Here is a 23,549-nt window from a genome sequence, read left to right on the forward strand (position 1 = left end):
GCGCTCTCTCAAGATGGCAACGGAACTGCCTCCGAAGCCCTCGCGCTCTGGACTCGCGCGCCTCGCTGCGCTCCTCGCTCGCTCGCACCGCTCGCTCCCTGCGGTGCTTGCGTCGTCGTGCTTCGTCCAGAGCGCTCGCCCTTCGATTCCACCAGGACCGCGGATTCGTCAGTCAGTAGCCGTTGGCCTCATACCTCCCCAACCGCCTGCGATGCTCGGTCGCTTCGCTCCCTGCGCTTCTCGTCCCTCGCGCGCTGGGCGGCGGCTGGCCTGCGGCACAGCCGCCAGCGCGCGCCCGTTCGACTGACGGCGGTGCGCACCCGCTACAATCCACGGGCCGGGAGCGCGTGGTGAGCGAAGCGAACCCGTGCGACCTGGGGAAGGGTAGGGCCACCGCGCCCGTGACACATTCAATTCCCTGGTGGACTCGAAGGGCGAGCGCGCGAGGGCTTCGTAGGTCACGTTGTCGTCCTCCAGTTTATCAGCCAATATCTAAATTAGGAAGGAAATAAGCACATTACATATAAAATTGACAAATTAATTGAATCGTATGGGTGTTCAATCACCACCAGCGGGCCGCGTCTCGTCACGGACGAACGTGTGCGACCCCGACCGGGCCTTCGCCGCCTCCGTGACGCGGACGAACGCCACGCCCTCGCGGGCCTCGGCCAGCGTGTGGCCGCCCGCGTAGCTCACCCCCGAGCGGATACCCGCGAGGAACTCGGGGACGACGCTCGACAGCGACCCCTGGTAGGGGACCAGTCCGGCGACGCCCTCGTCGGCTTCCGGGGCGGACTCCGCGGCGGCCTTGTCCGAGCGCGCCTCGTTCGCGGAGGTCGAGGCCATCCCGTGCGAGCGCTTGTAGCGGCTCCCGGCGTGTTCGACGAGTTCGCCGGGTGCCTCGTCGGTGCCCGCGAAGAACCCGCCCATCATCACGGTGTCCGCGCCCCCGAGCAGAGCGGTCACGGCGTCACCCGACCCCGAGATGCCGCCGTCGGCGATGGTGCGGACGCCGTACTCCGCGGCGGCGCGGGCACAGTCGCGGACGGCCGTGAACTGCGGGACGCCGGCGCCGGCCACCTCGCGCGTGGTGCAGTGCGAGCCGGGACCGACGCCGACCTTGATGCAGTCCGCGCCGGCCGCCGCGAGGTCGGCCACGCCCGCTTCGGTGGCCACGTTGCCCGCGACGAGCGGGGCGTCGAACTCGCTCGCGACGTGTTCGACCACGTCGAGGGCCGCCTCCATGTGGCCGTGGGCCACGTCGACCATCAGGCACTCCGCCCCCGCCTCGAGGACGCGCTCGGCACGGTCGCGGTACGCCTCGTCGATGCCGAGCGCGGCGCCGACGCGGGCGCCCTGCGCCACCGTCTCCTCGATGGCGGCGACCTGGTGCTCGACGGTCTGGAAGCGGTGGATGGTGCCGAACCCGCCCAGTTCGTGGAGCGCGACCGCGAGCTCCGGTCCCGTCACGGTGTCCATCGGCGCGCTCAGGATGGGCGTCTCCAGCGCGATGTCGTCGGTCAGGTGGGTGGCGAGCGAGACGTCGCTCCGGGAGTCCACGGGGGACCGTGCCGGGACGACCAGCACGTCGTCGTAGGAGAGCCCCGTGCGGATAGCGGGGTCGTCTGCTGACATGTTCGAACCCTAGGTGGGCACGGGGGCGAGGCGTTTAGGCGTTCGGTTCACCGGATGGAGTCGCCGACGTCTCACCCCAGCAGCCGCCGCACGCGGGCGAGGAGGCCGCCCCCGCCCCGCCCGCCGTCGAGGCCCAACTCCTCGGCGATGGCGTCGAGTTCGGCGTCGTCGAACCGGTCGTCCGCGCGTGACTCGACCAGCCAGTCGCGCCACTCCTCGTCGGTCAGGACGCCGCGCGCGTCGTCCCACTGCTCGACCAGCGCCTCGCGGTCCGGGAAGGGGACGTCCATGTCCCCGCCGCCCCAGTACAGCGGAACGAGGTAGAACTGCACCTCGTCGGGCCCCGGGCCGGGGCCCTCGACGCGGGCGTTGGTCCCCGGGCGGTCGTCGGCCGGGACGAACCGGTAGGGATAGCCCTCGTAGCAGAAGACGTCCGCCGGCGTCACCGTCCCGCCGGTGGGGAGTTCGAGCGTGTCCATGCCCGTGTGTAGGGGCCGCGGCCGGAAAGCCGGACCGTCTCCCCGTCCGCGGCCGATGTCGTCACCCCAGCGACGGCAGGCCGCCGCCGTCGAACACCTCGTCGGCGATGTTCTCGCGCATGATCTCGTTGGTACCGGCGGCGATGGGGCGGCCGCGCGCCAGCCGGTGGAGGAACTCCAGTGGGTGGCCCTGCTGGTAGCCCGTCGCGCCGAACACCTGGAGGCAGTCGCTGACGACCGACTCGGCGGTGTCGGAGGCGTGGAACTTCGCGATGCTCGCGCGCAGGCGGTCCGGGTGCGCGGGTACGTCCCCGCCCCCTCGCGTGTTCGCGGCCGCCTCGTGCGTGAGCGCTCGCGCGGCGGTGTACTCCTTGACGGCGTCGGCCACCTCCCACCGCAGGCCCTGGAACTCACCGATGGGCTGGCCGAACTGTTCGCGGTCACCAGCGTAGTCGATGGCGTGCTCCAGCGCGCAGCGTGCCATCGACATGGCGTACGCGGCGCTCCCGACCCGCTCCCAGTTGAGCGCCTTCAGCTGCTCCTTGAGCGCCTGTTTCCCGCGGACGAGCACCTGCTCCTCGGGGACCGCCACGTCCTCGAAGAACAGGTGGGTCTGCGTGTGGCCCGCCATGTTGGTGTAGTGCTCGTGGACGTCGACGCCGGGCGCGTCGAGGTCGACGAGGACGGTCCCGAGGTTGCCGTCGGGGAAGCGCGCCCAGACGACGACGGCGTCGCTGGCGGGGACGTAGCTCAGCCAGATCTTCTCGCCCGAGAGCCGGAGGCCGTCGTCGGTCTCGGTGACGGTGGTCTCCATCGCGCCGGCGTCGCTGCCGGCGCCGGGTTCGCTGATGCCGATGGCGATGGCGGACTCGCCCGCGCAGACCGGCGGGAGGTACTCCTGCTTGAGCGCCTCGCTCCCGAACATCTCGACGGCGCGCGGCGCGACCATCGTCTGTCCGTAGAGCGCGTTCGCCGTCTCCGGGCAGACCGCGCCGACCGTCTCGATGGCCAGCACCGCGGCGAACTCCGAGAGGCCGCCGCCGCCCCATTCCTCGCCGAGGTTGACCGCCCAGAGGTCGTGCTCCGCGAGGGTGCGGACGTTCTCCCACGGGAAGCCGTCGTGCGTGAACGCGTCGTCGGCGAACTCCTCGCGTGCGATGTCGTCGAGGACGTCGACCAGCATCCGCTGTTCGTCGGTGAGTGTGACCATGGCCCACGCGCGGTGGGCGCCGGGAAGTAGGTTGTCCCTCAAAAGGCACCGGAGTACCCGGCCCGAAACGGCAAGACCCCCCGCCCGCAAGGGTGCGTATGCGCATGGACACCGCCCTGACGACCACCGGCCGGGCGGTGCTGTTCGTCCACTGGCGGGTCGACGCCGACCAGCTCCGGCCACACCTGCCCGCGGGGCTCGCCCTCGATACGTACGACGGCTCGGCGTGGGCGAGCGTCCTCGCGTTCGAGGTGACGGAGGCACGGCCGAAGGCCCTGCCTGCGGGGCTGTGGCCGTCGACGGCGTTCGGCCAGGTCAACCTCCGGACGTACGTCCGCCACGACGACCAGCCGGGGGTCTACTTCCTCTCGGTCGACGCCGGCACCCGGGTCGGGGCGGCGGCGCTCCACAGCGCGATGGGGATACCCTGCTACGTCGCGTCGACGAGCGTCGACATCCGGCGGGGGAGCGAGGCGGTCGAGTCGGTCTCCTTCCGGAGCCGCCGGTCGCAGGCGAGCCAGCCGGCCGCGGCGCTCACCGCCGACTACGCGCCCGACGGGACGGCCGAACCGGTCGAACCCGGATCGCTTGCCGAGTTCTGTATCGAGCGCCGGCACTGGTTCACCGACGCCGGCCAGCCCTCGCCGTACCTCGCCCGGGCCGGGCCGGGTGTCCGCGTCGGCGAGATCGACCGCGACCCGTGGCAGGTCGCCCCCGCGACGGCCGACGTGACGACGAACTCGCTGGGGCGCCCGCTCGGTCTCGACCTCTCGGGCGAGCCACACCTCCACTACAGCCCCGGCTTCCAGTCGGTCGTGACGACGCGCCGGTAGGACGAGCCCGCCGTTCGGGAGGTTTTCGCCGATGGGGGGAGAGGCCCGGATATGCGCGTCAGCGTCATCGGCGGCGGTCGGGTGGACGAGGCGACCTACGAGCGGGCCCGCGAGGTCGGCCGACTCTGCGGCGAGCGCGGCCACACCGTCGTCTGCGGCGGGTACGGCGGTGTGATGGAGGCGGCCTGCCGCGGTGCGAAGGCGGCCGGCGGCCACACCGTCGGCATCCTCAAGGGTACCGACCCGTCCGCCGCGAACGAGTACGTCGACACGCCCATCGTCACGGGGATGGGCAACGGCCGGAACGTCATGGTCGTCCTGAACGGCGACGGCGTCGTCGCGGTCGACGGCGCGACGGGGACCCTCTCGGAACTGGCGCTCGCGCTCGACGACGGAACGCCGGTCGCGGGGCTGGACACGCACGACCTGTCCGCGTTCGACGGCTTCGAGGCGGTCGACTTGCCCGAGGCCGCAGTCGAGAGCGTCGAACGGCGGTTGTGAGTGTGTGCAATTTCCCTGGCTACCGTCTTGTTCTGGCATGAAGGGCCGAGATAAATAGGAAGTGTTAGCACTAATCGTATAAAATGGGTATTATGGTGGCTGTTTGTGGTTCTTTTCGGTAGCCTAGCCGACCGAAACACCTACTGACTGACGGGCGTGGCGGCGGGTATGGCAGACCAGTACTACGAGGACATCACGGTCGGCGAGGAACGTTCGTTCGGCGAGTACGAGGTGTCGGAGGCGGAGATCATCGAGTTCGCCGAGCAGTACGACCCACAGCCGTTCCACGTCGACCCGGAGGAGGCCAAGAAGACGTTGTTCGGCGGCCTCATCGCCAGCGGGTGGCACACGGCGGCGATGACGATGAACATGCTCGTGGAGAACTACCTCAACGACTCGGGGGCCATGGGTGCGGCCGGCATCGACGGCCTGCGGTGGAAACAGCCGGTTCGACCCGGCGATACGCTGACGGTGGAGACCGAGGTCGTCGGCAAGGAACCCTGGGACGGGATGGCCGGTGTCGGCGTCATGGAGAGCGAGACGACGACGCGCAAGCAGAACGGGACGCCCGTGATGACGATGACCGGGCTGTTGCTGTTCCCGATGCGCGACCCCTGAGAGGGTGTAGAATCGGAGAACGTCGGTGGCAACGGGCACGACGGGATCCTGTTGGAAGCCCCGGACGCTCTACGACGAGAACTCCGACGGATATCCGTAGAAAGCCCCCGCCCGCTCGACTTCCGTCAGAGCAAGCTCTGACGAGCCCTCGTTCGCTTCGCCCACGAGGACGCCGCGGTGTTCCGGCACGCTCCCTGCGGTCGCGGCCTTCACAGCGATGGCGCGAGCGCGCTTCCTGGTCCCGGAACCAGTCGAGCGAGCAGCCAGAACTCGGGAGTCACACCACGCGCCGGTTACCCCACGGGCGCCCGGCAGAGCCCCTCGGGGCGGGTCGCGTCGAGGGTCAGGCCGAGTTCCCAGCGGTCGCCGTCGCGGGCGGCCCGCGTGACGGCCGGGCGGCGCCCCGCACGGAGGAGGCCAAGCGAGAGCGGCAGCGTGGGGCAGCCGCTCGAATCGCCGCCGGCCAGCACGTAGCCGTCGAGCACCACCGTGGCGCGTCGCGCGTCGCCGTCGAGGTAGTCGTGGGTCTCGAAATCCTCCACCAGCCGGAGCGTGCGGAGCCGCAGCAACACCCCGTCGACGGGGTCGGGCGAGACCGTCGCCGGGGCCGAGAGCCGTCCGGCGGCGTCGGAGAGGACGAGCGCCTGCTCGGTCGGGGCGAGCCGCTCGGCCAGCTCGGCGGCCGCGGTGCGCAGCAGCGAGCAGCAGAGCTCGTCTCGACCAACTGTCTCGGCGGCGTCGAGGTAGCGGTCCATCACGGTCCGCTCGACCGCGTCGAACCCCTGCGCGGAGAGCGCCTCGAAGGTCGCGCCGGCGAGGTCGTGGCAGAACTCGACCATCGCCGTCGCGTGCGGTCGGGGCGGGTCGTCGGGGAGCGCCTCGCAGGCCACGAGGTCCAGCGGCGGGAGGCGCTCGTCGTAGCGCCGGAGCGCCGCCCGGTAGCGGCCGGCCAGGGCGGCGGCCTCGGCCGCCGACTCACGGTCCGGGAAGCGCGCGTCGGCGACCGGGAACGGCTGTTCACCCGTGCGGGCACAGACGACCTCGAACCGGCCGGCGGAGACGGCGAGCGCCTCGATGCGCTCGCGCAGCTCGTGCAGGTCACGACCGACCATCGGCCACCTCCCGGCGCTCGATGCCGTTCACCATGTCGTTTTGGCCAGCCTAAAACAACTTAACCGTACCGGAGCGGGGGCGCCGGGTCAGGGGGGAGTCCCCCGGTCGTCGATGTCGGCCCGGTCGACCAGCTCGTCCACGACACCCTCGCCGGCCTGTGCGGCCCAGAGCGCGGCGTAGAGGCCGCCGTCGTCCTTCAGCGCCGCGTGCGTGCCCCGCTCGACGACCCGGCCGTCCTCGATCACGAGTATCTGGTCGGCGTCGGTGACCGTCGAGAGCCGATGGGCGATGGCGAGCGTGGTGCGGTCCTCGCTGAGGCGGTCGAGCGAGCGCTGGATACGCGCCTCCGTGGCGGTGTCGACCGCGGAGGTGGCCTCGTCGAGGATGAGGACCGCGGGGTCGCGCAGCATCGCCCGGGCGATGGCGATACGCTGGCGCTGGCCGCCCGAGAGCTTCACTCCGCGCTCGCCGACCCGGGTGTCGTAGCCCGCGGGCAGGTCCGTGATGAAGTCGTGGGCCTCGGCCGCGCGGCAGGCCTTCCGGACCGCGTCCGTGTCGGCCTCGAACCGGCCGTACCGGACGTTCTCGGCGATGGACCCGTCGAAGAGGACCGCATCCTGCCCGACGTAGCCAACTGCATCGCGGAGGCTGTCGCGGGTCACCTCGCGCACGTCGTGGCCGTCGACCCGGACCGCGCCCTCGGTCGTGTCGTACAGCCGGAGGAGGAGCTTCGCGAGGGTGGATTTGCCCGCGCCCGTGGGGCCGACGAGCGCCACCGTCTCGCCCGGCTCGGCCTCGAAGTTCACGTCCTCGAGGACGGGCCCCTCGTCGGTGCCGCCGTCGGCGGTGGCGTCGCGGCCCCCGCGCTCGGTGTCGGCTGCGTCCGCGTCGCCCGGGCCCTCGGGGTACGCGAACGTCACGTCCTCGTACGCGACGTGGCCCTCCACGTCGGTCAGTTCGACCGCGTCCTCGGTGTCGGTCACCGTCGGCGGGATGTCCATCAGTCCGAAGACGCGCTCGCTGGAGACCTTCGCGTTCTCGTAGCGGTCGACGATCTCCGAGACCTCCGCGAGCGGCGAGACGAACCGCTGGGTCAGCAACAGGAAGGTGACGAACGTCCCGACCTGGAGGGGGTCGGCGCCGGCGACTGGCGGGCCGACCAGCAGCCAGTACCCGCCGACGCCGAATGTCAGGGCGAAGGAGAGCCCCGCCAGCAGTTCCATCCCCGGACGGTAGAAGTACGACAGCCGGAGCATATGCATCGTATCCTCGAACAGCCGGCGGCTGGCGCCACGGACGCGGTCGGTCTCGTACGGTTCGCTCGCGGTGGCCTTCGTCAGTTCGACGCCTGCGACGGCGTTCTCGATGCGCGTGTTCAGGTTGGCGACGCTGGAGCGACGGGCGGCGTAGCGCGGCTCCGCGGCGCGCATGAACCACGCCGTGAACAGCACCATCACCGGGACCGCGACGAGGGTGACGACCGCGAGGTACGGCTGTTCGAGGAACAGGACGACCGCGATACCCAGCAACAGCGTCCCGAGGCGGACGCTGGAGACGAGCGCGTCGTCGAGGAATAGCTCCAGGTTCTCCGTGTCCGAGGAGAGGATGGAGAGCACCTCGCCGGTCTGCTTGTCGTCGAAGAAGCTCATATCGAGTCCGGAGAGCTTCTCGAAGCAGTCCACGCGAACCTCGTGCATCACGCCGTGGGCGAACTCGTTGGCGGCGACGCCGTACACCCAGGTCGCGAGCGCCGTCACGGCGAACGCGCCGCCGATGGCGACCAGCGAGAACTCGAAGGCGGCGGCCTGCGTGCGCGGGAGCCACTCCGGCGGGACGAGCGGGAGCCGGAACTGGCCCACCCCGAACACGCCGTCGATGGCCGCGCCCAGGACGACCGGCGGGACGAGCGAGGCGAACTGCGCGACCAGGTTGGCGAGGACGCCGACCACGAACCAGCCCCGGCGGTCGCTCCCGTAGGTGCCGAACAGCCGCCGCATCGGCCGGTCGATGTCCGCGCGATACCGGTCGAAGACGCTCTCCTCGTCGGCCGCACTCATTCACTCGTCGTCGGGGAGTCGGGCGGATAGGGGTTACTCATCGGGACGATATGTGGTAGAGAACACCTGCATCCTCGATATCGACCTCGTGGGGTGGTCTCCGTCGCTTCGATGTATCTCGATTCACGACTCTGAGATTCTCTGACCCCCCGATTCGGGAGCGTGAGGGCACGCGATGCCATACAACGTCGAGTCTCCGGAGTGTCCCCCACGACGTACCGCCGAACCACCACCTACATGCCACGGACCCCCATACCAGAGCGCCAATGCCCGACGAGCCAGCACACGAGATGCCCGAGGACGCGGCGGCGATGATCACGGAGTACCTCGAGAACCAGCACGAGTTCCTGTCGTGGCTCGGGTTCACCGTCGAGGAATTCACCGCCGACCGGCTCGTGGGCCGTATCCCGTTCGACGAGAAGCTCACGAACCCGACCGAGCCGCCGACGGTGCAGGGTGGCGTCGCGTCCACGCTCGTCGACACGACCGGCGGCATCGCGCTCCGGCCGTATCTCACCGACCCCGTCAACGACGGCATCGCCACCATCAACCTCAACGTCAACTACCTCCGGCGAGCCGGCGGGGACCTCGTGGCGACCGCCGAACCCATCCGCGCGGGCGGCAGCGTCGGCGTCTCCTACATCGAGGTCGTCAGCGAGGTGCCCGGCGAGGGGCAGAAACCGGTCGCGGCGGGGACGGGCGCCTACCGGCTGTTCAACTCCGAACGGAACGACGGCGACGAGGGCGAGTAGGTCACAGCCGCTTCCTGTACCGGAGGCCGACAATCCGCCCCTCCGCGTACGACACCCGCTCGACTCGCTCGTAGCCCAGCGACTCGTAGAGGCCCTGTGCGGCCCGCTGTTCCTCGCCCGTCTCCAGTACCACCCGGTCGGCACCGCGCTCGTGGGCGGCATCCTCCAGCGCCCGGACGACGGCCCGACCGTATCCCTGTCCCTGATACGCGGGCAACACGGCGACGCGCGTCATCTCGAACGCCGGAGGGCCGTCGCCCGGTTCGACTGGCTGGAGGCCGCCGACCGCGACCACCTCGCCGCCTGCCTCGCCGACGAGGAACGCGCCGTCGGCGTACGCCTCGGTCGGAGCGTCGAGGTCCGAATGGTCCGCCGCCGCGAGGTAGGCATCCGCGTCCCGCATCGCGTGCTCGTAGACGGCACGGACCCGCTCGGCGTCGGTCGCCGCGACGGGCCGCAGGTAGAGGGCGTCGGTCACGGTCGATGCTGATAACCGAAGGGGATTGAGGGTACCGGCTGCAGGGGATATAGAGAATGTGGCCAGGATTAGGAGATGGAGTTGGTACTTCGTCTATAGCTGGGTACATTTCCAATATATAGCCGGCTACAGCCGTTTCTCGAACCGGACGAGCTCGTACGCACCTTCCTGCAGTCGCCCGACCTCCTCGTAGCCCCGCGACCGGTAGAGTTCGACGCCGGCGCGCTGGCGGGCCGCCGTGGTGAGGACGACCCACTCGAACCCCGCACCGGCGGCGCGGTGCTCCAGTTCCTCCAGCATGGCGGCCCCGATTCCGTGCCCCTGCATCTCGGGTGCGACGGCGATGCGGAACAGTTCGACGGCCGCGGCGGGGTCGGCCTCGCCGCCCGCGAACCCCTCGTGCCCGCCCGCCGACAGGTCGCTCGCGGGGCGGAACCCGCCCATCGCGACGATGCCGGACGGCGCCGCCCCGTCCGCCTCGCCGACGAGGAACTCCCCGCCGTCGAGGTACGTCGCCGGGATGGCGTCGAGGTCCTCCGTGCCTGGCACGTCGTCGGCGTCGGTGCCGGCGTCTCGGAGCGCCCGCTCGTGGAGGGCGTGGAGGTCGGCAGGGTCGTCGTGCGAGGGGTCGAAGCGGCGGAACCGGACGCTGTCGACCCCGGTATCACCGGCGTCGATGCCGTCCGCTGCCTCCCGCTTCCCGTGCCCGTCGTCCTCGGCATCCATAGCGAGTGACGGCGGGCGCCCGTGGCTTCAATCGCGGGGGAACGACGCCGGCCCCCAAGAGCGGTCGCCGAGCGGCGTGGCGTCGCTCCGTGAGGGCGGCCGCCCCGCGCTGGGTGACTCCACCACCGATTTACCCGCCCGGGCGCTGCCGACGCATCATGAGAGGAGCCCCGCGATGAGACGGCCCGTCACCGGACGTGACGGCCTCCGGCTCGTGCTGGTTCTGGTCGTCCTCGTCGCCAGCGGACTGCTCGTCTCCAGCTGGCTGGCGACGCCGCCGGACGCGGCCACCGTCGCGGCGAGCGGGACCGACCGGCCGCTCGCCGACCGCGATTCGGTGGTCGGCGACCGTAGCGGTCCGACGGTCATCACGACCGACCCGCCCGGCGGCGGCGACGGACGGGCCGCCATCCTCGCGTTCACCGCCGACGGACGGCCGCTGTACCACGACGACAGCTACGGCAACTACTTCGACGTGGACCCGGACCCGCCGGGGTCGATGACGGTGCTCTACGTCGCGGGGTCGCGGTACGACCCGTGTCCCGACCGGCTCGCGGCGCGGACCGACCGGACGTTCGAGGGCGGTTGTGCCGAGGTGGTCGTCGAGCGGACGAACCTGACGACCGGCGTGACCGAGCGCCTCCACACCGCCGTCACGGCGTGGGACATCTGGCACGATGTGGACCGTGTCGGCGAGCACCGGCTCCTCGTCGCCGACATCGCACAGGACCGGGCGTTCGTCCTGAACACCCGGACCGGCGAGCGCGAGTGGACGTGGGCGGCCGAGCAGGACATCGACCGAGACGCCGGTGGACAGGCTGGCGACTGGACACATATCAACGACGTGGAGCGGCTCCCGGACGGTCGGGTCATGGCGAGCCTCCGCAACAACGACCGCGTGGTGTTCATCGACCCGGGTGAGGGCGTCGACCGGAACTGGACGCTCGGTGCCGAGGACGCATACGACGTGCTCTACGAGCAGCACAACCCGGACTACATCCCCGCAGCGCGGGGCGGTCCGGCTGTTCTCGTCGCGGACTCGGAGAACAACCGTGTCGTCGAGTACCAGCGGACGCGGGGTCGGTGGCGCGAGTCCTGGTCGTGGCGCGACGACCAGCTGCGCTGGCCCCGTGACGCGGACCGGCTCCCCGGCGGCCACACGCTGGTGACGGACTCGCAGGGGAACCGGGTCCTCGAACTGGACGACCGCGACCGGGTCGTCTGGCAGGTGACCGTCTCGACGCCGTACGAGGCCGAGCGACTCGGCACCGGCGACGAGAGCGCGACCGGCCGGAGCGAGGCGGCGCTCCGGAACGGTACCGGGACGGCCGGCGGTGACGACCCGCCACGGCGGTCGAAGACCGGGCTGGCGTGGTTCGTCGCCTTCCTCCGGGGCCCCGTCGTCAACGGGTTGCTCTACGCCGCTCCCGGCTGGATGACCGTCGCCGACCTCGCGGTCGCCGGTATCGGTCTCGGCGCGCTGGGGACGCTCGCAGCTCTGGAGCTCCACTGGTCGCGGTTCGGGCCGGCGTGGCTCCGCCGTCGGTGGTGAGTGGTCGGACCCGGTCCGGGCTCAGGCGAACGACACGTCGGCGCCCGATTCGACCTCGCCGAACAGCCAGTCGGCGTGCTCCAGGGCGTACTCCCGGTGGTCCTCCTCGATGGCGCCGATGGCGTCCTCGACGAGGACCGGCCGGTAGTCGCGCAGGCCGGCCGAGCCCGCGGTGTGGAGCACGCAGACGTTCGCGAGCGTGCCACAGACCGCGAGGTCGTCGACGCCCCGCGCCGAGAGCCAGCCGTCCAGCTGCGTCTCGTGGAACGCGTCGTACGTGTGTTTCTCCACGACGAGGTCCTCCTCGCGTACGTCGAGCTCCTCGACGAGCTCGGCCTCCCAGCTCCCCTCGACGACGTGCTCGCCCCAGCGCTCGAACTCGTCGTAGTAGTGGTTCCCGTCGAACTGGCCCGGTGGGTGGACGTCTCGCGTGTAGACGACCCGTGCGCCGGCGTCGCGGGCGCGCTCGACGAGATCCACGACCGGCTCGATGACCGCCTCGCTGCCGGGCGCGTACAGCGCGCCGTCGGGCTTGCAGAAGCCGTTCTGCATGTCGACGACGACGACCGCCGCCGAATCGCCCTCGAGTGTCGCTGGCATGGGCGGGGCTTGGGCCGCGCGGGAGAAAACCGTTGTCCGGGGTGCCCGGTCGTCGTCACACGACATGGTCCGTCGCCACGCCTATGACCGCACCCGCCGAAGCCGCGGTATGCGAATCGAGTACGACCGGGACACCTGCATCGGGATGTTCCAGTGCGTCGCGGAGTGGGACGGCTTCGAGAAGGACGAGAACGCCGGGAAGGCGGTGCTCGTCGATGGTGAGGAACACGACGACGATGTCTTCGTCCGCGAGGTGCCCGAGGACGCAGAGCTGGACGCGAAGTTCGCCGCCCGCGCCTGCCCGGTCGAGGCCATCACGGTCTACGACGACGACGGCGAGCAGCTCATCCCCTGACCCGGGGCCCGAACGCACCCGTTCCCAGGAACTGGGGGTCGGGCACAATCATTACGTTCTCCTTCCGCGTCCGGTCGCGTATGGCAGGGAGCGAACAGTCCGGCGCCAACCCCGGCGACCGGACACCGACGGCGAACGCGTCCCCGTGGCACGGCGAGCGGGAGCGACACGTCTCCGAGTGGGCGGTACTGTTCCGGACGGCGCCACGAGAACGGTAGGCGAGCGGAACGTCGCTTACGCGATCTCGTCGTACTGGTCGGAGAGCTTCTCGGCCGCCTCGTCCATCAGCTCGGCCTCGTAGTCGTCGAGGTCCCACTCGACGACCTCCTCGATGCCGTTCGAGCCCAGGCGGACGGGCACGCCGAACGCCGTATCCTCGTAGCCGTACTCACCGTCGAGGACGAGCGAACCGGGCAGCACCTCGCCCGTGTCGCGGACGACGGCCTCGACCATGTGGGCGACGCCCGTCGCCGGGCCCCACTCGGTCGCGCCCTTCCGCGAGATGACGTCCATCGCGGACTCCTGCAGGTCGCCGAGGATCTCCTCCTTCTCGTCCTCGCTGAAGTCGGGGTCCGTGCCGTCGACGCGGACCTTCGAGAAGACGGGCACCTGCGCGTCACCGTGCTCGCCCAGGATGGTCGCCTCCACGTTCTGGACCGGCGCGTCGAAGCGCTCGGAGAGGACGTAGCGGAAGCGCGCCGAATCGAGACGGCCGCCGAAGCCGATGACCTTGTGGCGGTCGCGGTCGCCAGACTCGTACAGGTGGCGGTTGAGCAGGTCCACCGGGTTCGAGGTCGTGATGGAGACGAAGTCGTCGTTGTACTCGGCCAGCGAGGAGCCGATGTCGTCCATGATGGGCGCGTTGTCGCCCGCGAGGTCGATTCGGGTCTGGCCCTCCTTGCGCGGGATGCCGGCCGTGATGACGACGACGTCCGAGCCCTCGGTCGCCTCGTAGCCGCCCTGCCGGACCGTCGTGTTGGAGTCGTAGGCGATGCCGTGGTTGGCGTCGGCGGCCTGCCCGATGGTCGTCTCCTCCATGTCCGGGATGTCCACGAAGACGAGTTCGTCCGCGATGTCCCGAAGCGCGATGTTGTACCCCGCCGCCGCGCCGACCGTCCCGGCGGCGCCGATGACGCTCACTTTGGTCATGTGTCGTTCGTGTGTGGGTGGGCCTCACCCGTTAAGGATTGCTCTTTCCCGTTGTTCACGGACGAACGTGAGAAATCCGGGCCGGCACCTCGACGCTCACTCCAGCCGGTCCAGTACCGCGTCGGCGTCGTAGGCGAGCGAGAACTCCCGTGAGCGGCCCCGCCCCTCCACGTCGGCGTACTCGGCCTCGACGAGCCCGAGCTGTTCGAGCTTCTTCAGTATCTCCGAGTAGCGCGTGTAGCCCAGCCCCGTCTCGGCCTCGAACACCTCGTACACCTCACCGGCCTGCTTGCCCTGGTGGTCGGCGAGCACCCGGAGGAGGTCCGCCTCGGAGTCCGAGAGCCCGCGGAGGTGTCGCGAGAGGTGGACATGCTTGGCCTTCTCGTAGGCCGTCTCCACGTCCTCGCGCTCGACGGCCGTGGAGCCACGCATCTCGGCGGTCATCCCGGCGCGCCGGAGGAGGTCGATACCCACGCGCAGGTCGCCCCCGGCGTCCGCCGTCAGCGCCGCGACGCGGTCGAGCACCTGCGGCCCGACGACGCCCTCGCGGAAGCCGCGCTCGACGCGCTCGCGGAGGATGTCAACGATCTCGGCCTCGTCGTAGGTCGGGAAGTATACCTCCTCCGGGCGGAACACCGACTGCACCCGAGAGTCCAGCTCGTCGATGACGTCGAGGTCGAGGTCCGAGGAGACGACGACGACGCCGATCTTCGCACCGGAGTGCTCCTCGTGGGCCCGGATGAGCGAGTAGAGGGTTTCGGAGGCCTCGGACTCGTAGAACAGGTAGTTCACGTCGTCCAGCGCGACGACGAGCACCTCGTCGTCCTCGACGAGGCGGTCGGTGATCTGGCTGAACAGCTTCTTGAACGAGATACCCGACGTGGGCGGCTCGTAGTCGAACATCCCCTCGAACAGCTGGGAGAACACGGAGTAGCGCGTCGAGTTCACCTGGCAGTTCACGCGGACCGCGCGCACGTCCGGCATCCCGGAGAGTTCGTCGAACAGCTTCCAGACCGCCGTCGTCTTCCCGGTGCCCGGCGGCCCGCGCATCATCACGTTCAGCGGGCGCGAGCCACGCACGGCGGGACGGAGCGCGTACTTCAGCGTCTCCATCTGGCTGTCCCGGTGCTTGAACGTCTCCGGGAGGTAGTCGAACTCGAAGACGTGCTCGTCGCGGAAGACGGACTCGTCCCAGCCGAGCATGTCCTCGCCGCCCATAATTTCACTTTCACCACGGTCGGGCGGCCACTTCAAGCTTCCCTCCGGTGTGTGACGCGGGGCACACGGTGCCCCTCGTTTCGGGTCGAGGTGGGAGTACGCTCAAGACGCCAGTACGCTTGGTAGGGGCATGCACGTCGCCGTACTCCTGTACGACGGGTTCGACGAGATGGACGCGGTGGGGCCGTTCGAGGTGTTCGCGAACGCCGCCCGCGTCGGCGCCGACTGCGAGGTCTCCCTCCGCGAGGTCGACGACGCGGCGGTCGTGACCGCGAGCCACGGGATGCGGGTCGAGCCCGACGGCCCGCTCCCGCAACTCGGGGGCGACGACCTGCTCGTCGTCCCGGGCGGGGGGTGGAACGACCGCGACCGGCCGGGGGCGTGGACCGAAGCCGAGCGTGGTGCCGTCCCCGACAGCATCGCTGCCATGCACGACGGCGGCGCCACCGTGGCGAGCGTCTGTACCGGCGGGATGCTCGCCGCGCGCGCCGGCATCCTCGACGGCCGACCGGCGGTCACGCACGCGAGCGCGCTGGACGACCTCCGCCAGTACGCCACCGTGGTCGACGCGCGCGTCGTCGATGACGGCGATGTCGTCACCGCCGGGGGCGTCACCTCCGGACTGGACCTGGCCTTCCACCTCGTCGACCGCGAGTTCGGGGACGAGGTGGCCCGGCAGGTGGCGACGGAGATGGAGTACCAGCCGACGGGCGACGTGGTGCGGCCCTGACCGACTCCGCCCCCCTCGTCCGCGCACGGTGCGTTTATACCGACCGGGGTGACTACTTGCTCCCGTGCGACTGACGAACTCGTTCATCGGGGTCCGCGGGGTCGGCGAGGCCACCGAGCGACGGCTGTGGCAGCAGGGTATGACGCGCTGGGCCGACTACGACCCGGCCGTCGCGCGGGACTGCCGCGGCGTCGGCGCGACCACGGCCGACCGAATCGAGGCGTTCGTCGACGAGGCCCCCGAGCGCCTGGACGACCGCGACGCGGGCTTCTTCGACGAACGACTCCCCTCCAGCGAGCGCTGGCGCCTCTACGAGGACTTCCGCGACGAGGCCGCCTTCTTCGACATCGAGACGACGGGGCTGGACGAGCATCGCGACAGCGTGACCACCGTGAGCGTCCACCGCGACGGCGAGACCCGCACCCTCGTCAACGGCGGCGGGACGAGCCCCGACCACGAGCCGCTGACCCGCGAGCACCTCGACGACGCGCTCGACGCGCCGCTGCTGGTGACGTTCAACGGCATCCGCTTCGACCAGCCGTTCTTGGAGACCTCCTTCGACTGGACGACCGACGCCGCCCATCTCGACCTCATGTACCCCTGCAAGCGACTGGGCCTCGACGGGGGCCTCAAGACCATCGAGCAGGACGTTGGCATCGACCGCGACCGCCCGGACATCTCCGGTCGGGACGCTGTCCGCCTGTGGCGCGAGTACGAGCGCGGCGATGCGAGTAGCCTGGAGACGCTGGTGTCGTACAACCGCGAGGACACGGTCAACCTCCGGCGGCTGATGGACCTGGTCGGCGAGCGCCTCCACGACGAGGTGTTCGTGGCGGCACGGGACGGCGGCGAGTAGGCGGGGTAACACTCTCGTCCACTCGGGCGCTGCTTCGAGCATGAGCGATACCGACGCGCCGACCGGCATCCGCGACCGCATCGAGGCGACGATGTGGGCCCGCCACGAGAACCCGTGGAGCGGCTGGACACGCGTCCCGGCGGGGCCGGCGCTCGTCCTCGCGGTCTACCTGCGGAGCAAGCGGCTGCTCGCGGCCGTCCTGGCCTGGACCGCCATCAACCCGTTCGTCTTCTCGCCGCCCGACGAGGACATCGAGAGCTGGATGACACGCGGCGTGCGGGCCGAGCGCTGGTGGCTGGGCCGGGGGAACGGCACGATGGGACTGGGGTGGCCGAATGCCCTCAACGTCGCCGGCGCGGTGGCGTTCGTCGCAGCGCTCGTCGGGGCTGTCGCCCGCCGACCGCGCGAGACGGCCGTCGCGGCGGTGCTGGCGTCGGCCCTGAAGTTCGCGTGGATCGAGGCCATCGCCCGGCACTACGACCGGCGGGACGAGAACGACGGTACCTGAGGAGCGGCTGTTCTCGATAGCCGACTACGGTCGGCTGGAGATCATTCATCTCATCCGTGAATCCCGGCGATTGCCTCGCTACGGCTGATTCCGTCCCGCCGTCCGCATCGCGGCCCGCGCGATCCGGTGGACCGCCACCACGCCGGCGACGGCCGCGACGACGAGCAGTCCTTCGGCCGCCGTCGACAGCAGTCCCAGCGAGACGATGAGCGTCGTCGCGCAGGCCGGCGCGTGCTGGAGGTCCGTCGCGAGCATCGCGGCCGTCGTCAGGCCGACGCTGACGACGCCCGCGGCGGCGAGGCGCAACCCGGCGAGCGATTCCGGCGGCGGGACGGTGGCGACGCTCCCGCCACCGGCGACGAGCGCGTAGCACGTCAGCCCGGCGACGACACCGATGGCGTGGCCGCCGATCACTCGGCGGGCGTGGCTCTCCGGGGCATCGGGCCGGTCGGCCAGCACGTACGCCGTCGGGCCGAGACTGGGGAACAGCGCCGGCAGGCCCGTCAGCCAGGCCGCCCCGCCGGCGACGACCAGCAGGGCTGCCGAGACGACGCCCGTCCGGAGCGCGAGCCGCGTCTGCGACACGTCTCTCCGGGGGACTGCCGGCCTCAAAGCCCCCTCGTTTCGGGTCGAACTGATAACGGGACCGTGGATGGACGGTCGTACCCGCACGTTTTTCCGCGTGCTTCCCTTGATTCGACCATGCTCGATTACGTTGACCTGGAGTCCGATCTGACGGAGGAGGAGCGGATGGTTCGGGACACGGCACGCGATTTCGTGGAGGACAAGGTCAAACCCGTCGTCGCGGACCACTGGATCGAGGGGACGTTCCCGATGGATCTCATCGAGGAGATGGGGGAGCTGGGATTCTACGGGCCGAACCTGTCGGGGTACGGGCTGCCGGACCTCAGTGAGACGGCGTACGGCATCCTGATGCAGGAGCTGGAAGCCGGGGACAGTGGTCTCCGGTCGATGGCGTCGGTGCAGGGCTCGCTGGTGATGTACCCGATTCACGCGTACGGGAGCGAGGCGCAGAAGGACGAGTGGCTCGAGGCGATGGGCCGCGGTGAGAAGATCGGCTGTTTCGGCCTCACGGAGCCGAATCACGGCTCCAATCCCTCACGGATGGAGACGTACGCGGAGGCAGAAGATGACGGCTACGTGCTGAACGGGACCAAAACGTGGATTACGAATTCACCCCTCGCCGACGTGGCGCTGGTGTGGGCGAAGGACCGCTCGTCGCCTGATAATACCGTTCGAGGATTCCTGGTGGAGACGGACCGCGACGGGGTGGAGACGCCGAAGATCGACGAGAAGCTCTCGCTGCGGGCGTCCATCACCGGACAGATCGAACTGTCGAACGTCTACGTTCCGGAGGCGAACGTGCTGCCGGACGTGCAGGGCATGAAGGGGCCGCTGTCGTGTCTCACACAGGCCCGGTTCGGCATCGCGTGGGGCGCCATCGGCGCGGCGCGTGACTGTTTCGAGACGGCCCGGCAGTACGCGACGGACCGCGAGCAGTTCGGCAAGCCCATCGGGAGTTTCCAGCTCCAGCAGGAGAAGCTGGCCGAGATGGCGACCCAGATTACCACGGCGCAGTTGCTGGCCTCCCGGCTGACGGAACTGAAAGAGCGCGGGGACCTGCGGCCCGAGCAGGTGTCGATGGCCAAGCGCAACAACGTGCGGATGGCCCGGGACCAGTCCCGGATCGCTCGGGAGATGCTGGGCGGGAACGGGATTACGGCGGACTACTCGCCGATGCGGCACATGGCGAACCTCGAGACGGTCTACACGTACGAGGGGACCCACGACATCCACTCGCTGATCCTGGGTCACGACCTGACCGGCATCCCCGCCTTCGAGTGACGCTCGACTCCCCTCGGGTGGGGGCCGTCTCTCTGGTCAGGCCCGGTCGAGCGTGATCCGGAGCACGGTCCCGCTCCCGTCGTCCGGGTCCTCGTCCGCTCGTTCCCAGCCGTCCCGGTCCGTGGCCTCGATGGTCCCCCCGTAGCGCCGGACGAGCACGTCCGCGAGGTAGAGGCCGAGGCCCTTGCCGACGGCACGGGGGCCGGGTTCGCCGGGCTCGAAGACCTCGGTCTTGCGCTCGTCCGGGATGCCGGGTCCGTCGTCGGCGACGGCGACGGTGACTGTCTCCGGCCGGGTCGTGACCGAGACCTCGACCCGGGGCTCCTCGCGGGGGTTGTGCTCGACCGCGTTCTCGAGGACGTTCTCGAGGACGTCGCCGAGCAACTGGTCGGCCAGCACCGTCACGTCGTCGGGGACCTCGGCGTCGATGCGGGCCGCCGGGAACCGTCCGCGGGCGGCGTCGACCTCACGCTCGACGACCGCCCCGAGTTCGACGGGCTGGAGCGGGGTCTCCTCGGCGAGTGACTGCATCAGCACGGAGACGCGCTGGACGAGGTCGACGACCGCGTCGGTGCGTGTCTCGATGGTCTCGAACCGCTCCGGCCCTGTCTCGTCGCACTCCTCGCGGAGCAGGTCGGTGTTCCCGAGGACGACCTGCATCCCGTTGAGGACGTGGTGGCGGAGGAACTCGTTGATGATCTTGAACGAGTCGCGCTGGGCGGCGACCTTCCGGCGGCTCCCCAGCACCGCCGCGTTGTTGACGCCGACGAGGAGCCCGGCGACACCGCCGGTCCCGCTACCGACGAGGTACTGCTGGACGAGCCACTCCTCCGGCGGGGCGACGCCCTCGAGGAGCCAGTTGGTCTGCATGAACGCGATGACCGCGGTCGACCCGACGAGTCCCGCCCCACACCAGAGCGCGGTCCGCCACTTGTGTTCGTCGCGCAGGTCCGCGCGGTAGAGCCAGACACCACCGTAGAGGAGGCCCACGCAGACGGCCGCGATGACGGTGAGGTTGAGCGCCTCGAAGAACTCGGCCCCGCCGGCCAGCGAGCGCTCGTCGGTGACGATGCCGTACTCCCGTACGTACCAGAGGGCCATGCCGAGGTAGAGCAGTCCGGCCGTCAGGACGGCCACGCTCCCGCCCTCGCTGTCGGTCACGGTGCCCGCTCCGGGAGCCGGCGGAGTCGCGGTCCCCCCACGTTCGTCCTGTTCATTACGAGTTCGTCTCACCGGACATATCCCCAGCGGTGACAAATAGCTACGGGCCGGGGCTCACCCGCGTGGCTCCCGTCGCTCGGGCGGCTCCTCGGAGACGAATCTCCCCCACAGCGCCCGGCGGTCGGCGCCGAAGCGGTAGAGCCGCTCGCGCAGCGGTCCGTAGTCGGCCGTCTGGTTCAGGAACAGCCGCAGCTCCCGGGGCAGCACGCCGAGCCGGTCGAGGACGGCCTCGATGGCCGCGCCACAGGAACGTACCTCGTCCTCGGTCAGGAGGTGCGCACACTCCTCGTAGTCGTCGGGGAGGCGCTCGCGTTCCTTCTCGGTCAGGGCCGCGAACGGGACGATGCCGAGGTCGGTGTGCTCGGCGGCGACGGCCGCCCACCACGAGCAGAAACCGCAGTCGTCGTCGTAGACGAACCAGGCCGGCTCGTGCTCGCTGGCGTCACGGATGTCGCTCATGCGTCGTTCGTACGGGCGCGAGCGGGGAGTGACTTCCGCCGACGGGCCGGCGGCGACCGGCTGACGGCGGCTCAGTCGAAGCGACCCGTCTCCGCGCCGCAGTCCTCGCAGACGGTCACGAGCGCGTCCTTCTCCTCGGTCGGCTGGACGGCCTGCTCGGTCCGCTCGCCGCAGTCCTCGCACTCGCGGAGGATGGTCGTCTCGCCCATCTCGGCGGGCGCGCCGATGGCCAGCGCGAGGACGCGCTCGTCGGTCTCGTTGGTCCCCCGCTGCCACTCGCCCGGCGCGAAGCGGACGGCCTCGCCCTGCGCGACGCGGACCTCCCCCTCGTCCGTTTCGAAGGTGGCGGTACCCTCCAGCACGTAGAACACCTCCTCCTGGCCCTCGTGCTGGTGGTAGCCGAAGGCGAAGCTCTCGCCCGGCGCGAGTTCGTAGTGGTTGATGGTCACGTCCTCGGCGCCGAGCGCGTTCGACAGCGGCCGCTTCGCGCTCGCCGGGCTCATCCACGAATCCACGTCCTCGATGCGTACGTGTTCCATGGCCGGGCGGTCGTGGGTGGCGGACTAAAGCCTACGCCTCCCGGCGCGGTGTCCGGGTTCTCGGCACCAGCCACACGTCACTTGCCGCTGCCCCCCTCGTCTCCGGCAGCGTGCCGGCCGCCGGGCCCGTCGTCGTCCCAGTACTCCACCGCGTCGGCCTCGCGGAAGAACGTCGGTGACTCCGTTCCCTCGCCACCCGGTGCTCGACCGACGAAGGTGCCGACGGTCCCGGACTCGGGGTAGACGGCCACGTCGGGCTCGTGCATCGTCGAGACGGCGAGGAAGCGCAGCGGCGCCTCGCCCGTGTTGACGAGCTGGTGGGCCCCGCGCTCGTCGGCGGGACAGGCCACGTAGTCGCCCGCTTCGATGGGGTGGCCGTCCTCGGCGTCGTCCGCCTCGTCGGTCCGGAGCCGCCCCTCGCCGTCCAGCACGAAGAACGCCTCCTCGTTGCCCGTGTGGTAGTGGAGCGGCCACGACCGGGCACCGGGCGGGAGTTCGTACAGGCTCGTACCGAGTTGCTCGCCGCCCGCCGCCGCGGCGAGTTGCTTCCGGCGGAAGTGGGTCGCCCCCTCCTCCGTCTCCGTCCACTCGAGGTCGTCGGCGTTCACGGGGTCCATGCGCCTGCCACCGGACGCCGGGGCCCTCAGCGTACCGGTTGCCTGGGTCGTGGTGACGCTGGCCAGGGGTTTCTTTACACCACCGGGGCACGCGACGATATGCGACTGCTTCCCGCGTTGGTCGTCGTGCTCGGGGTGGTGGGAGTGCTCGTGCTCGCGCCACCCGCGGCAGCGGTCGACGACGACCGTACCCTCTCGAACGCGACGCTCACCTCCGGCGAGACGTACTGCGAGGGACAGCGAGCCTTCTTCGGTGCGCCCAACAGCAGCGCCAACGCCACCTACGAGGTCACCACCCGTGACCCGCCGCCGATCGCGCCGCCGGAGAAGGAGGTCGCCCTCGACGGGAACGCGACCGGAATCGTCCCGACGAACGACCTCGGGGGGGTCTACGTCCTGCGCAACGAGAGCGGGACACCGGTCGTGGTCGACGGGATGGGCTACCAGACCCGGACCGGCGACGCCTCGGACGCTGCCTGGGAGGTGCTCGACTGTACCTTCCGCGTCGTTCCCCGGCAGGGGATCGTCGATGTCGGTGATGACGGCGGGACCGCATCGTTCACGGTCTCGGCCAGCGACGACGATGCCGTCTACGTCAGGTCCGAGCGCCTGGGCGCCGATACCCTCGCCGACCTGACCGGCGGCACCAGAACCGCGGACGGCGTCCGGGTTCCGGTCACGGACGGACGACTGACGATGGAGTTCCCCGCGACCTTCGCCTGTCGTGCTGGCGAGTACGAACTCACCGTCGAGGGTGTCTCGACCGGGGCGGAGACGACCGAGCGCGTCACGCTGGAGGCGACCACCGAAACCGCAGTCGTCCTCGACGGGTCACCGGTCACCGTCCGCTCCGGCAGCACTGCCGGAATCGGCGTGCTGACGCGATGCCATCCGAGCGCGACCGTCCGCATCGGCTCCGAGAACGCGTCGTTCCTCGCGAACGCGACGTTCACCACCACCCGCGAGAACGACTACGGTGAACTCCGGTTCGACACCGCGGCCGCGGGCTCGGCACCGCCCGCCGAACTGTTCGGGGCCACCACCGGCGCCACCTTCGCGAACGCGACCGTCGAGCGCCGCCCCGACACCGACGCGCTCCCGCCGGGCGAATACGACCTGACCGTGTACCAGAACGGCCGCGAGCAGGATGGGGGCACGCTGCGGGTCCGGTCGACGGCGACCCCGACAGCCACACCGACCACGGTCACGGCGGCCACGGCGACGGCGACGCCCACGAACGGGACGCCGGTCCCGACCGTGACCGACCCCCCGACGCCCACGCCGACTACCCCGACTGCGGGCCCGGAGCCGCCGACCGCCTCACCGACACCGACACCCGTGGTCGACGGGACCCCCACCGCGACGCCGACCGACGGAACGCCGCCCGTGACAGGTAGTGATGGACAGCCCGGATTCGGTGTGGGGGTCGTGATTATCTCGGTAATGGTGGGGCTCTACGCTAGAGTCGCGACATAAG

At 70.4% G+C, this 23,549-nt stretch carries 27 protein-coding genes; 12 read left to right on the forward strand and 15 right to left on the reverse strand.

The window, feature by feature from the left end; all coding sequences use genetic code 11:
• Window positions 1–558: 558 nt before the first annotated feature.
• The 3 genes from NL114_RS08860 to NL114_RS08870 form a co-directional block, all read right to left on the reverse strand.
• A complete protein-coding gene (locus NL114_RS08860) occupies window positions 559–1,635 on the reverse strand; it encodes a guanosine monophosphate reductase (RefSeq protein WP_254824426.1) in 1,077 nt (358 codons plus the stop codon).
• 71 nt (window positions 1,636–1,706) lie between these two features.
• Complete coding sequence (locus tag NL114_RS08865) at window positions 1,707–2,114, reverse strand: hypothetical protein (RefSeq protein ID WP_254824427.1); 408 nt, start codon at window positions 2,112–2,114, stop codon at window positions 1,707–1,709.
• A gap of 61 nt (window positions 2,115–2,175) precedes the next feature.
• Entirely contained in the window at window positions 2,176–3,324 is a 1,149-nt protein-coding gene (locus tag NL114_RS08870; protein ID WP_254824428.1) for an acyl-CoA dehydrogenase family protein, read from the reverse strand.
• 98 nt (window positions 3,325–3,422) lie between these two features.
• Between NL114_RS08870 and NL114_RS08875 the strand changes: the two genes are divergently transcribed.
• From NL114_RS08875 to NL114_RS08885, 3 genes are all read left to right on the forward strand, one after another.
• A complete protein-coding gene (locus NL114_RS08875; protein WP_254824429.1) occupies window positions 3,423–4,157 on the forward strand; it encodes a YqjF family protein in 735 nt (244 codons plus the stop codon).
• Between the two features lie 51 nt (window positions 4,158–4,208).
• Entirely contained in the window at window positions 4,209–4,658 is a 450-nt protein-coding gene (locus NL114_RS08880; protein WP_254824430.1) for a TIGR00725 family protein, read from the forward strand.
• Between the two features lie 168 nt (window positions 4,659–4,826).
• On the forward strand, window positions 4,827–5,276 hold the full coding sequence (locus NL114_RS08885) for a MaoC family dehydratase (RefSeq protein WP_254824431.1): 450 nt from the start codon (window positions 4,827–4,829) through the stop codon (window positions 5,274–5,276).
• 293 nt (window positions 5,277–5,569) lie between these two features.
• Here the strand turns inward: NL114_RS08885 and NL114_RS08890 are convergent, their stop codons facing one another.
• Both NL114_RS08890 and NL114_RS08895 read right to left on the reverse strand, forming a co-directional pair.
• Window positions 5,570–6,388, reverse strand: a complete 819-nt coding sequence (locus tag NL114_RS08890; RefSeq protein ID WP_254824432.1) for a DUF7551 domain-containing protein — start codon at window positions 6,386–6,388, stop codon at window positions 5,570–5,572.
• Window positions 6,389–6,475: 87 nt separating this feature from the next.
• Window positions 6,476–8,446 carry an ABC transporter ATP-binding protein gene (locus NL114_RS08895; RefSeq protein ID WP_254824433.1) on the reverse strand — a complete coding sequence of 657 codons (1,971 nt, stop codon included), beginning with the start codon at window positions 8,444–8,446 and terminating at the stop codon, window positions 6,476–6,478.
• 266 nt (window positions 8,447–8,712) lie between these two features.
• Here NL114_RS08895 and NL114_RS08900 point away from each other — a divergent pair, with 266 nt between their 5' ends.
• The gene (locus NL114_RS08900; RefSeq protein WP_254824434.1) at window positions 8,713–9,198 is read left to right on the forward strand and encodes a PaaI family thioesterase; all 486 of its coding nucleotides are present in this window, start codon (window positions 8,713–8,715) and stop codon (window positions 9,196–9,198) included.
• 1 nt (window position 9,199) lies between these two features.
• Here the strand turns inward: NL114_RS08900 and NL114_RS08905 are convergent, their stop codons facing one another.
• On the reverse strand, window positions 9,200–9,676 hold the full coding sequence (locus tag NL114_RS08905) for a GNAT family N-acetyltransferase (protein WP_254824435.1): 477 nt from the start codon (window positions 9,674–9,676) through the stop codon (window positions 9,200–9,202).
• 126 nt (window positions 9,677–9,802) lie between these two features.
• Complete coding sequence (locus tag NL114_RS08910) at window positions 9,803–10,402, reverse strand: GNAT family N-acetyltransferase (RefSeq protein WP_254824436.1); 600 nt, start codon at window positions 10,400–10,402, stop codon at window positions 9,803–9,805.
• Between the two features lie 175 nt (window positions 10,403–10,577).
• Between NL114_RS08910 and NL114_RS08915 the strand changes: the two genes are divergently transcribed.
• Entirely contained in the window at window positions 10,578–11,954 is a 1,377-nt protein-coding gene (locus NL114_RS08915) for an arylsulfotransferase family protein (protein WP_254824437.1), read from the forward strand.
• Between the two features lie 21 nt (window positions 11,955–11,975).
• Here NL114_RS08915 and NL114_RS08920 read toward each other — a convergent pair whose 3' ends face one another.
• Window positions 11,976–12,554 (reverse strand): cysteine hydrolase family protein, encoded by a 579-nt coding sequence (locus NL114_RS08920; RefSeq protein WP_254824438.1) that lies wholly within the window; start codon window positions 12,552–12,554, stop codon window positions 11,976–11,978.
• A 109-nt stretch (window positions 12,555–12,663) separates the two neighbouring features.
• Between NL114_RS08920 and NL114_RS08925 the strand changes: the two genes are divergently transcribed.
• Entirely contained in the window at window positions 12,664–12,909 is a 246-nt protein-coding gene (locus NL114_RS08925; RefSeq protein WP_254824439.1) for a ferredoxin, read from the forward strand.
• A gap of 80 nt (window positions 12,910–12,989) precedes the next feature.
• Complete coding sequence (locus NL114_RS08930) at window positions 12,990–13,127, forward strand: hypothetical protein (protein ID WP_254824440.1); 138 nt, start codon at window positions 12,990–12,992, stop codon at window positions 13,125–13,127.
• A 16-nt stretch (window positions 13,128–13,143) separates the two neighbouring features.
• On the opposite strand, the gene mdh is transcribed toward NL114_RS08930, so the two are convergent.
• Together mdh and NL114_RS08940 are read right to left on the reverse strand one after the other, a co-directional pair.
• Complete coding sequence (gene mdh, locus NL114_RS08935) at window positions 13,144–14,058, reverse strand: malate dehydrogenase (protein ID WP_254824441.1); 915 nt, start codon at window positions 14,056–14,058, stop codon at window positions 13,144–13,146.
• Window positions 14,059–14,154: 96 nt separating this feature from the next.
• Window positions 14,155–15,276 (reverse strand): ORC1-type DNA replication protein, encoded by a 1,122-nt coding sequence (locus NL114_RS08940; RefSeq protein ID WP_254824442.1) that lies wholly within the window; start codon window positions 15,274–15,276, stop codon window positions 14,155–14,157.
• A 130-nt stretch (window positions 15,277–15,406) separates the two neighbouring features.
• Between NL114_RS08940 and NL114_RS08945 the strand changes: the two genes are divergently transcribed.
• The 3 genes from NL114_RS08945 (at window position 15,407) to NL114_RS08955 (ending at window position 17,370) form a co-directional block, all read left to right on the forward strand.
• Window positions 15,407–16,006, forward strand: a complete 600-nt coding sequence (locus NL114_RS08945; protein WP_254824443.1) for a DJ-1/PfpI family protein — start codon at window positions 15,407–15,409, stop codon at window positions 16,004–16,006.
• A 64-nt stretch (window positions 16,007–16,070) separates the two neighbouring features.
• Complete coding sequence (locus NL114_RS08950) at window positions 16,071–16,862, forward strand: ribonuclease H-like domain-containing protein (RefSeq protein WP_254824444.1); 792 nt, start codon at window positions 16,071–16,073, stop codon at window positions 16,860–16,862.
• A gap of 40 nt (window positions 16,863–16,902) precedes the next feature.
• Window positions 16,903–17,370 (forward strand): DUF6653 family protein, encoded by a 468-nt coding sequence (locus NL114_RS08955; protein WP_254824445.1) that lies wholly within the window; start codon window positions 16,903–16,905, stop codon window positions 17,368–17,370.
• Window positions 17,371–17,448: 78 nt separating this feature from the next.
• Here the strand turns inward: NL114_RS08955 and NL114_RS08960 are convergent, their stop codons facing one another.
• The gene (locus tag NL114_RS08960) at window positions 17,449–17,955 is read right to left on the reverse strand and encodes an HPP family protein (protein ID WP_254824446.1); all 507 of its coding nucleotides are present in this window, start codon (window positions 17,953–17,955) and stop codon (window positions 17,449–17,451) included.
• Between the two features lie 117 nt (window positions 17,956–18,072).
• On the opposite strand from NL114_RS08960, the gene NL114_RS08965 reads away from it, so the two are divergent.
• The gene (locus NL114_RS08965) at window positions 18,073–19,236 is read left to right on the forward strand and encodes an acyl-CoA dehydrogenase family protein (RefSeq protein ID WP_254824447.1); all 1,164 of its coding nucleotides are present in this window, start codon (window positions 18,073–18,075) and stop codon (window positions 19,234–19,236) included.
• A 36-nt stretch (window positions 19,237–19,272) separates the two neighbouring features.
• On the opposite strand, the gene NL114_RS08970 is transcribed toward NL114_RS08965, so the two are convergent.
• From NL114_RS08970 to NL114_RS08985, 4 genes are all read right to left on the reverse strand, one after another.
• Entirely contained in the window at window positions 19,273–20,397 is a 1,125-nt protein-coding gene (locus NL114_RS08970; RefSeq protein WP_254824448.1) for a sensor histidine kinase, read from the reverse strand.
• Window positions 20,398–20,511: 114 nt separating this feature from the next.
• The gene (locus NL114_RS08975; RefSeq protein ID WP_254824449.1) at window positions 20,512–20,916 is read right to left on the reverse strand and encodes a DCC1-like thiol-disulfide oxidoreductase family protein; all 405 of its coding nucleotides are present in this window, start codon (window positions 20,914–20,916) and stop codon (window positions 20,512–20,514) included.
• 71 nt (window positions 20,917–20,987) lie between these two features.
• Window positions 20,988–21,455, reverse strand: a complete 468-nt coding sequence (locus NL114_RS08980; protein ID WP_254824450.1) for a cupin domain-containing protein — start codon at window positions 21,453–21,455, stop codon at window positions 20,988–20,990.
• A gap of 77 nt (window positions 21,456–21,532) precedes the next feature.
• Entirely contained in the window at window positions 21,533–22,072 is a 540-nt protein-coding gene (locus tag NL114_RS08985; RefSeq protein WP_254824451.1) for a cupin domain-containing protein, read from the reverse strand.
• Between the two features lie 99 nt (window positions 22,073–22,171).
• On the opposite strand from NL114_RS08985, the gene NL114_RS08990 reads away from it, so the two are divergent.
• Window positions 22,172–23,548: a hypothetical protein gene (locus NL114_RS08990; protein WP_254824452.1), complete on the forward strand. Its 1,377-nt coding sequence runs from the start codon at window positions 22,172–22,174 to the stop codon at window positions 23,546–23,548.
• Window position 23,549: the final 1 nt, after the last annotated feature.

Origin of the sequence: Haloglomus halophilum (genome assembly GCF_024298885.1) — an archaeon.
Classification (GTDB): Archaea; Halobacteriota; Halobacteria; order Halobacteriales; family Haloarculaceae; genus Haloglomus; species Haloglomus halophilum.

Coding starts and splice junctions, on each gene's coding strand:
- NL114_RS08875 (WP_254824429.1), top strand. CDS start 3,423: ATGCGCATGGACACCGCCCTGACGACCACCGGCCGGGCGGTGCTGTTC.
- NL114_RS08975 (WP_254824449.1), bottom strand. CDS start 20,916: ATGAGCGACATCCGTGACGCCAGCGAGCACGAGCCGGCCTGGTTCGTC.
- NL114_RS08930 (WP_254824440.1), top strand. CDS start 12,990: ATGGCAGGGAGCGAACAGTCCGGCGCCAACCCCGGCGACCGGACACCG.
- NL114_RS08990 (WP_254824452.1), top strand. CDS start 22,172: ATGCGACTGCTTCCCGCGTTGGTCGTCGTGCTCGGGGTGGTGGGAGTG.
- NL114_RS08920 (WP_254824438.1), bottom strand. CDS start 12,554: ATGCCAGCGACACTCGAGGGCGATTCGGCGGCGGTCGTCGTCGTCGAC.
- NL114_RS08865 (WP_254824427.1), bottom strand. CDS start 2,114: ATGGACACGCTCGAACTCCCCACCGGCGGGACGGTGACGCCGGCGGAC.
- NL114_RS08945 (WP_254824443.1), top strand. CDS start 15,407: ATGCACGTCGCCGTACTCCTGTACGACGGGTTCGACGAGATGGACGCG.
- NL114_RS08870 (WP_254824428.1), bottom strand. CDS start 3,324: ATGGTCACACTCACCGACGAACAGCGGATGCTGGTCGACGTCCTCGAC.
- NL114_RS08895 (WP_254824433.1), bottom strand. CDS start 8,446: ATGAGTGCGGCCGACGAGGAGAGCGTCTTCGACCGGTATCGCGCGGAC.
- NL114_RS08980 (WP_254824450.1), bottom strand. CDS start 21,455: ATGGAACACGTACGCATCGAGGACGTGGATTCGTGGATGAGCCCGGCG.
- NL114_RS08925 (WP_254824439.1), top strand. CDS start 12,664: ATGCGAATCGAGTACGACCGGGACACCTGCATCGGGATGTTCCAGTGC.
- NL114_RS08880 (WP_254824430.1), top strand. CDS start 4,209: ATGCGCGTCAGCGTCATCGGCGGCGGTCGGGTGGACGAGGCGACCTAC.
- NL114_RS08890 (WP_254824432.1), bottom strand. CDS start 6,388: ATGGTCGGTCGTGACCTGCACGAGCTGCGCGAGCGCATCGAGGCGCTC.
- NL114_RS08965 (WP_254824447.1), top strand. CDS start 18,073: ATGCTCGATTACGTTGACCTGGAGTCCGATCTGACGGAGGAGGAGCGG.
- NL114_RS08940 (WP_254824442.1), bottom strand. CDS start 15,276: ATGGGCGGCGAGGACATGCTCGGCTGGGACGAGTCCGTCTTCCGCGAC.
- NL114_RS08910 (WP_254824436.1), bottom strand. CDS start 10,402: ATGGATGCCGAGGACGACGGGCACGGGAAGCGGGAGGCAGCGGACGGC.
- NL114_RS08860 (WP_254824426.1), bottom strand. CDS start 1,635: ATGTCAGCAGACGACCCCGCTATCCGCACGGGGCTCTCCTACGACGAC.
- NL114_RS08900 (WP_254824434.1), top strand. CDS start 8,713: ATGCCCGACGAGCCAGCACACGAGATGCCCGAGGACGCGGCGGCGATG.
- NL114_RS08955 (WP_254824445.1), top strand. CDS start 16,903: ATGAGCGATACCGACGCGCCGACCGGCATCCGCGACCGCATCGAGGCG.
- mdh (WP_254824441.1), bottom strand. CDS start 14,058: ATGACCAAAGTGAGCGTCATCGGCGCCGCCGGGACGGTCGGCGCGGCG.
- NL114_RS08915 (WP_254824437.1), top strand. CDS start 10,578: ATGAGACGGCCCGTCACCGGACGTGACGGCCTCCGGCTCGTGCTGGTT.
- NL114_RS08985 (WP_254824451.1), bottom strand. CDS start 22,072: ATGGACCCCGTGAACGCCGACGACCTCGAGTGGACGGAGACGGAGGAG.
- NL114_RS08885 (WP_254824431.1), top strand. CDS start 4,827: ATGGCAGACCAGTACTACGAGGACATCACGGTCGGCGAGGAACGTTCG.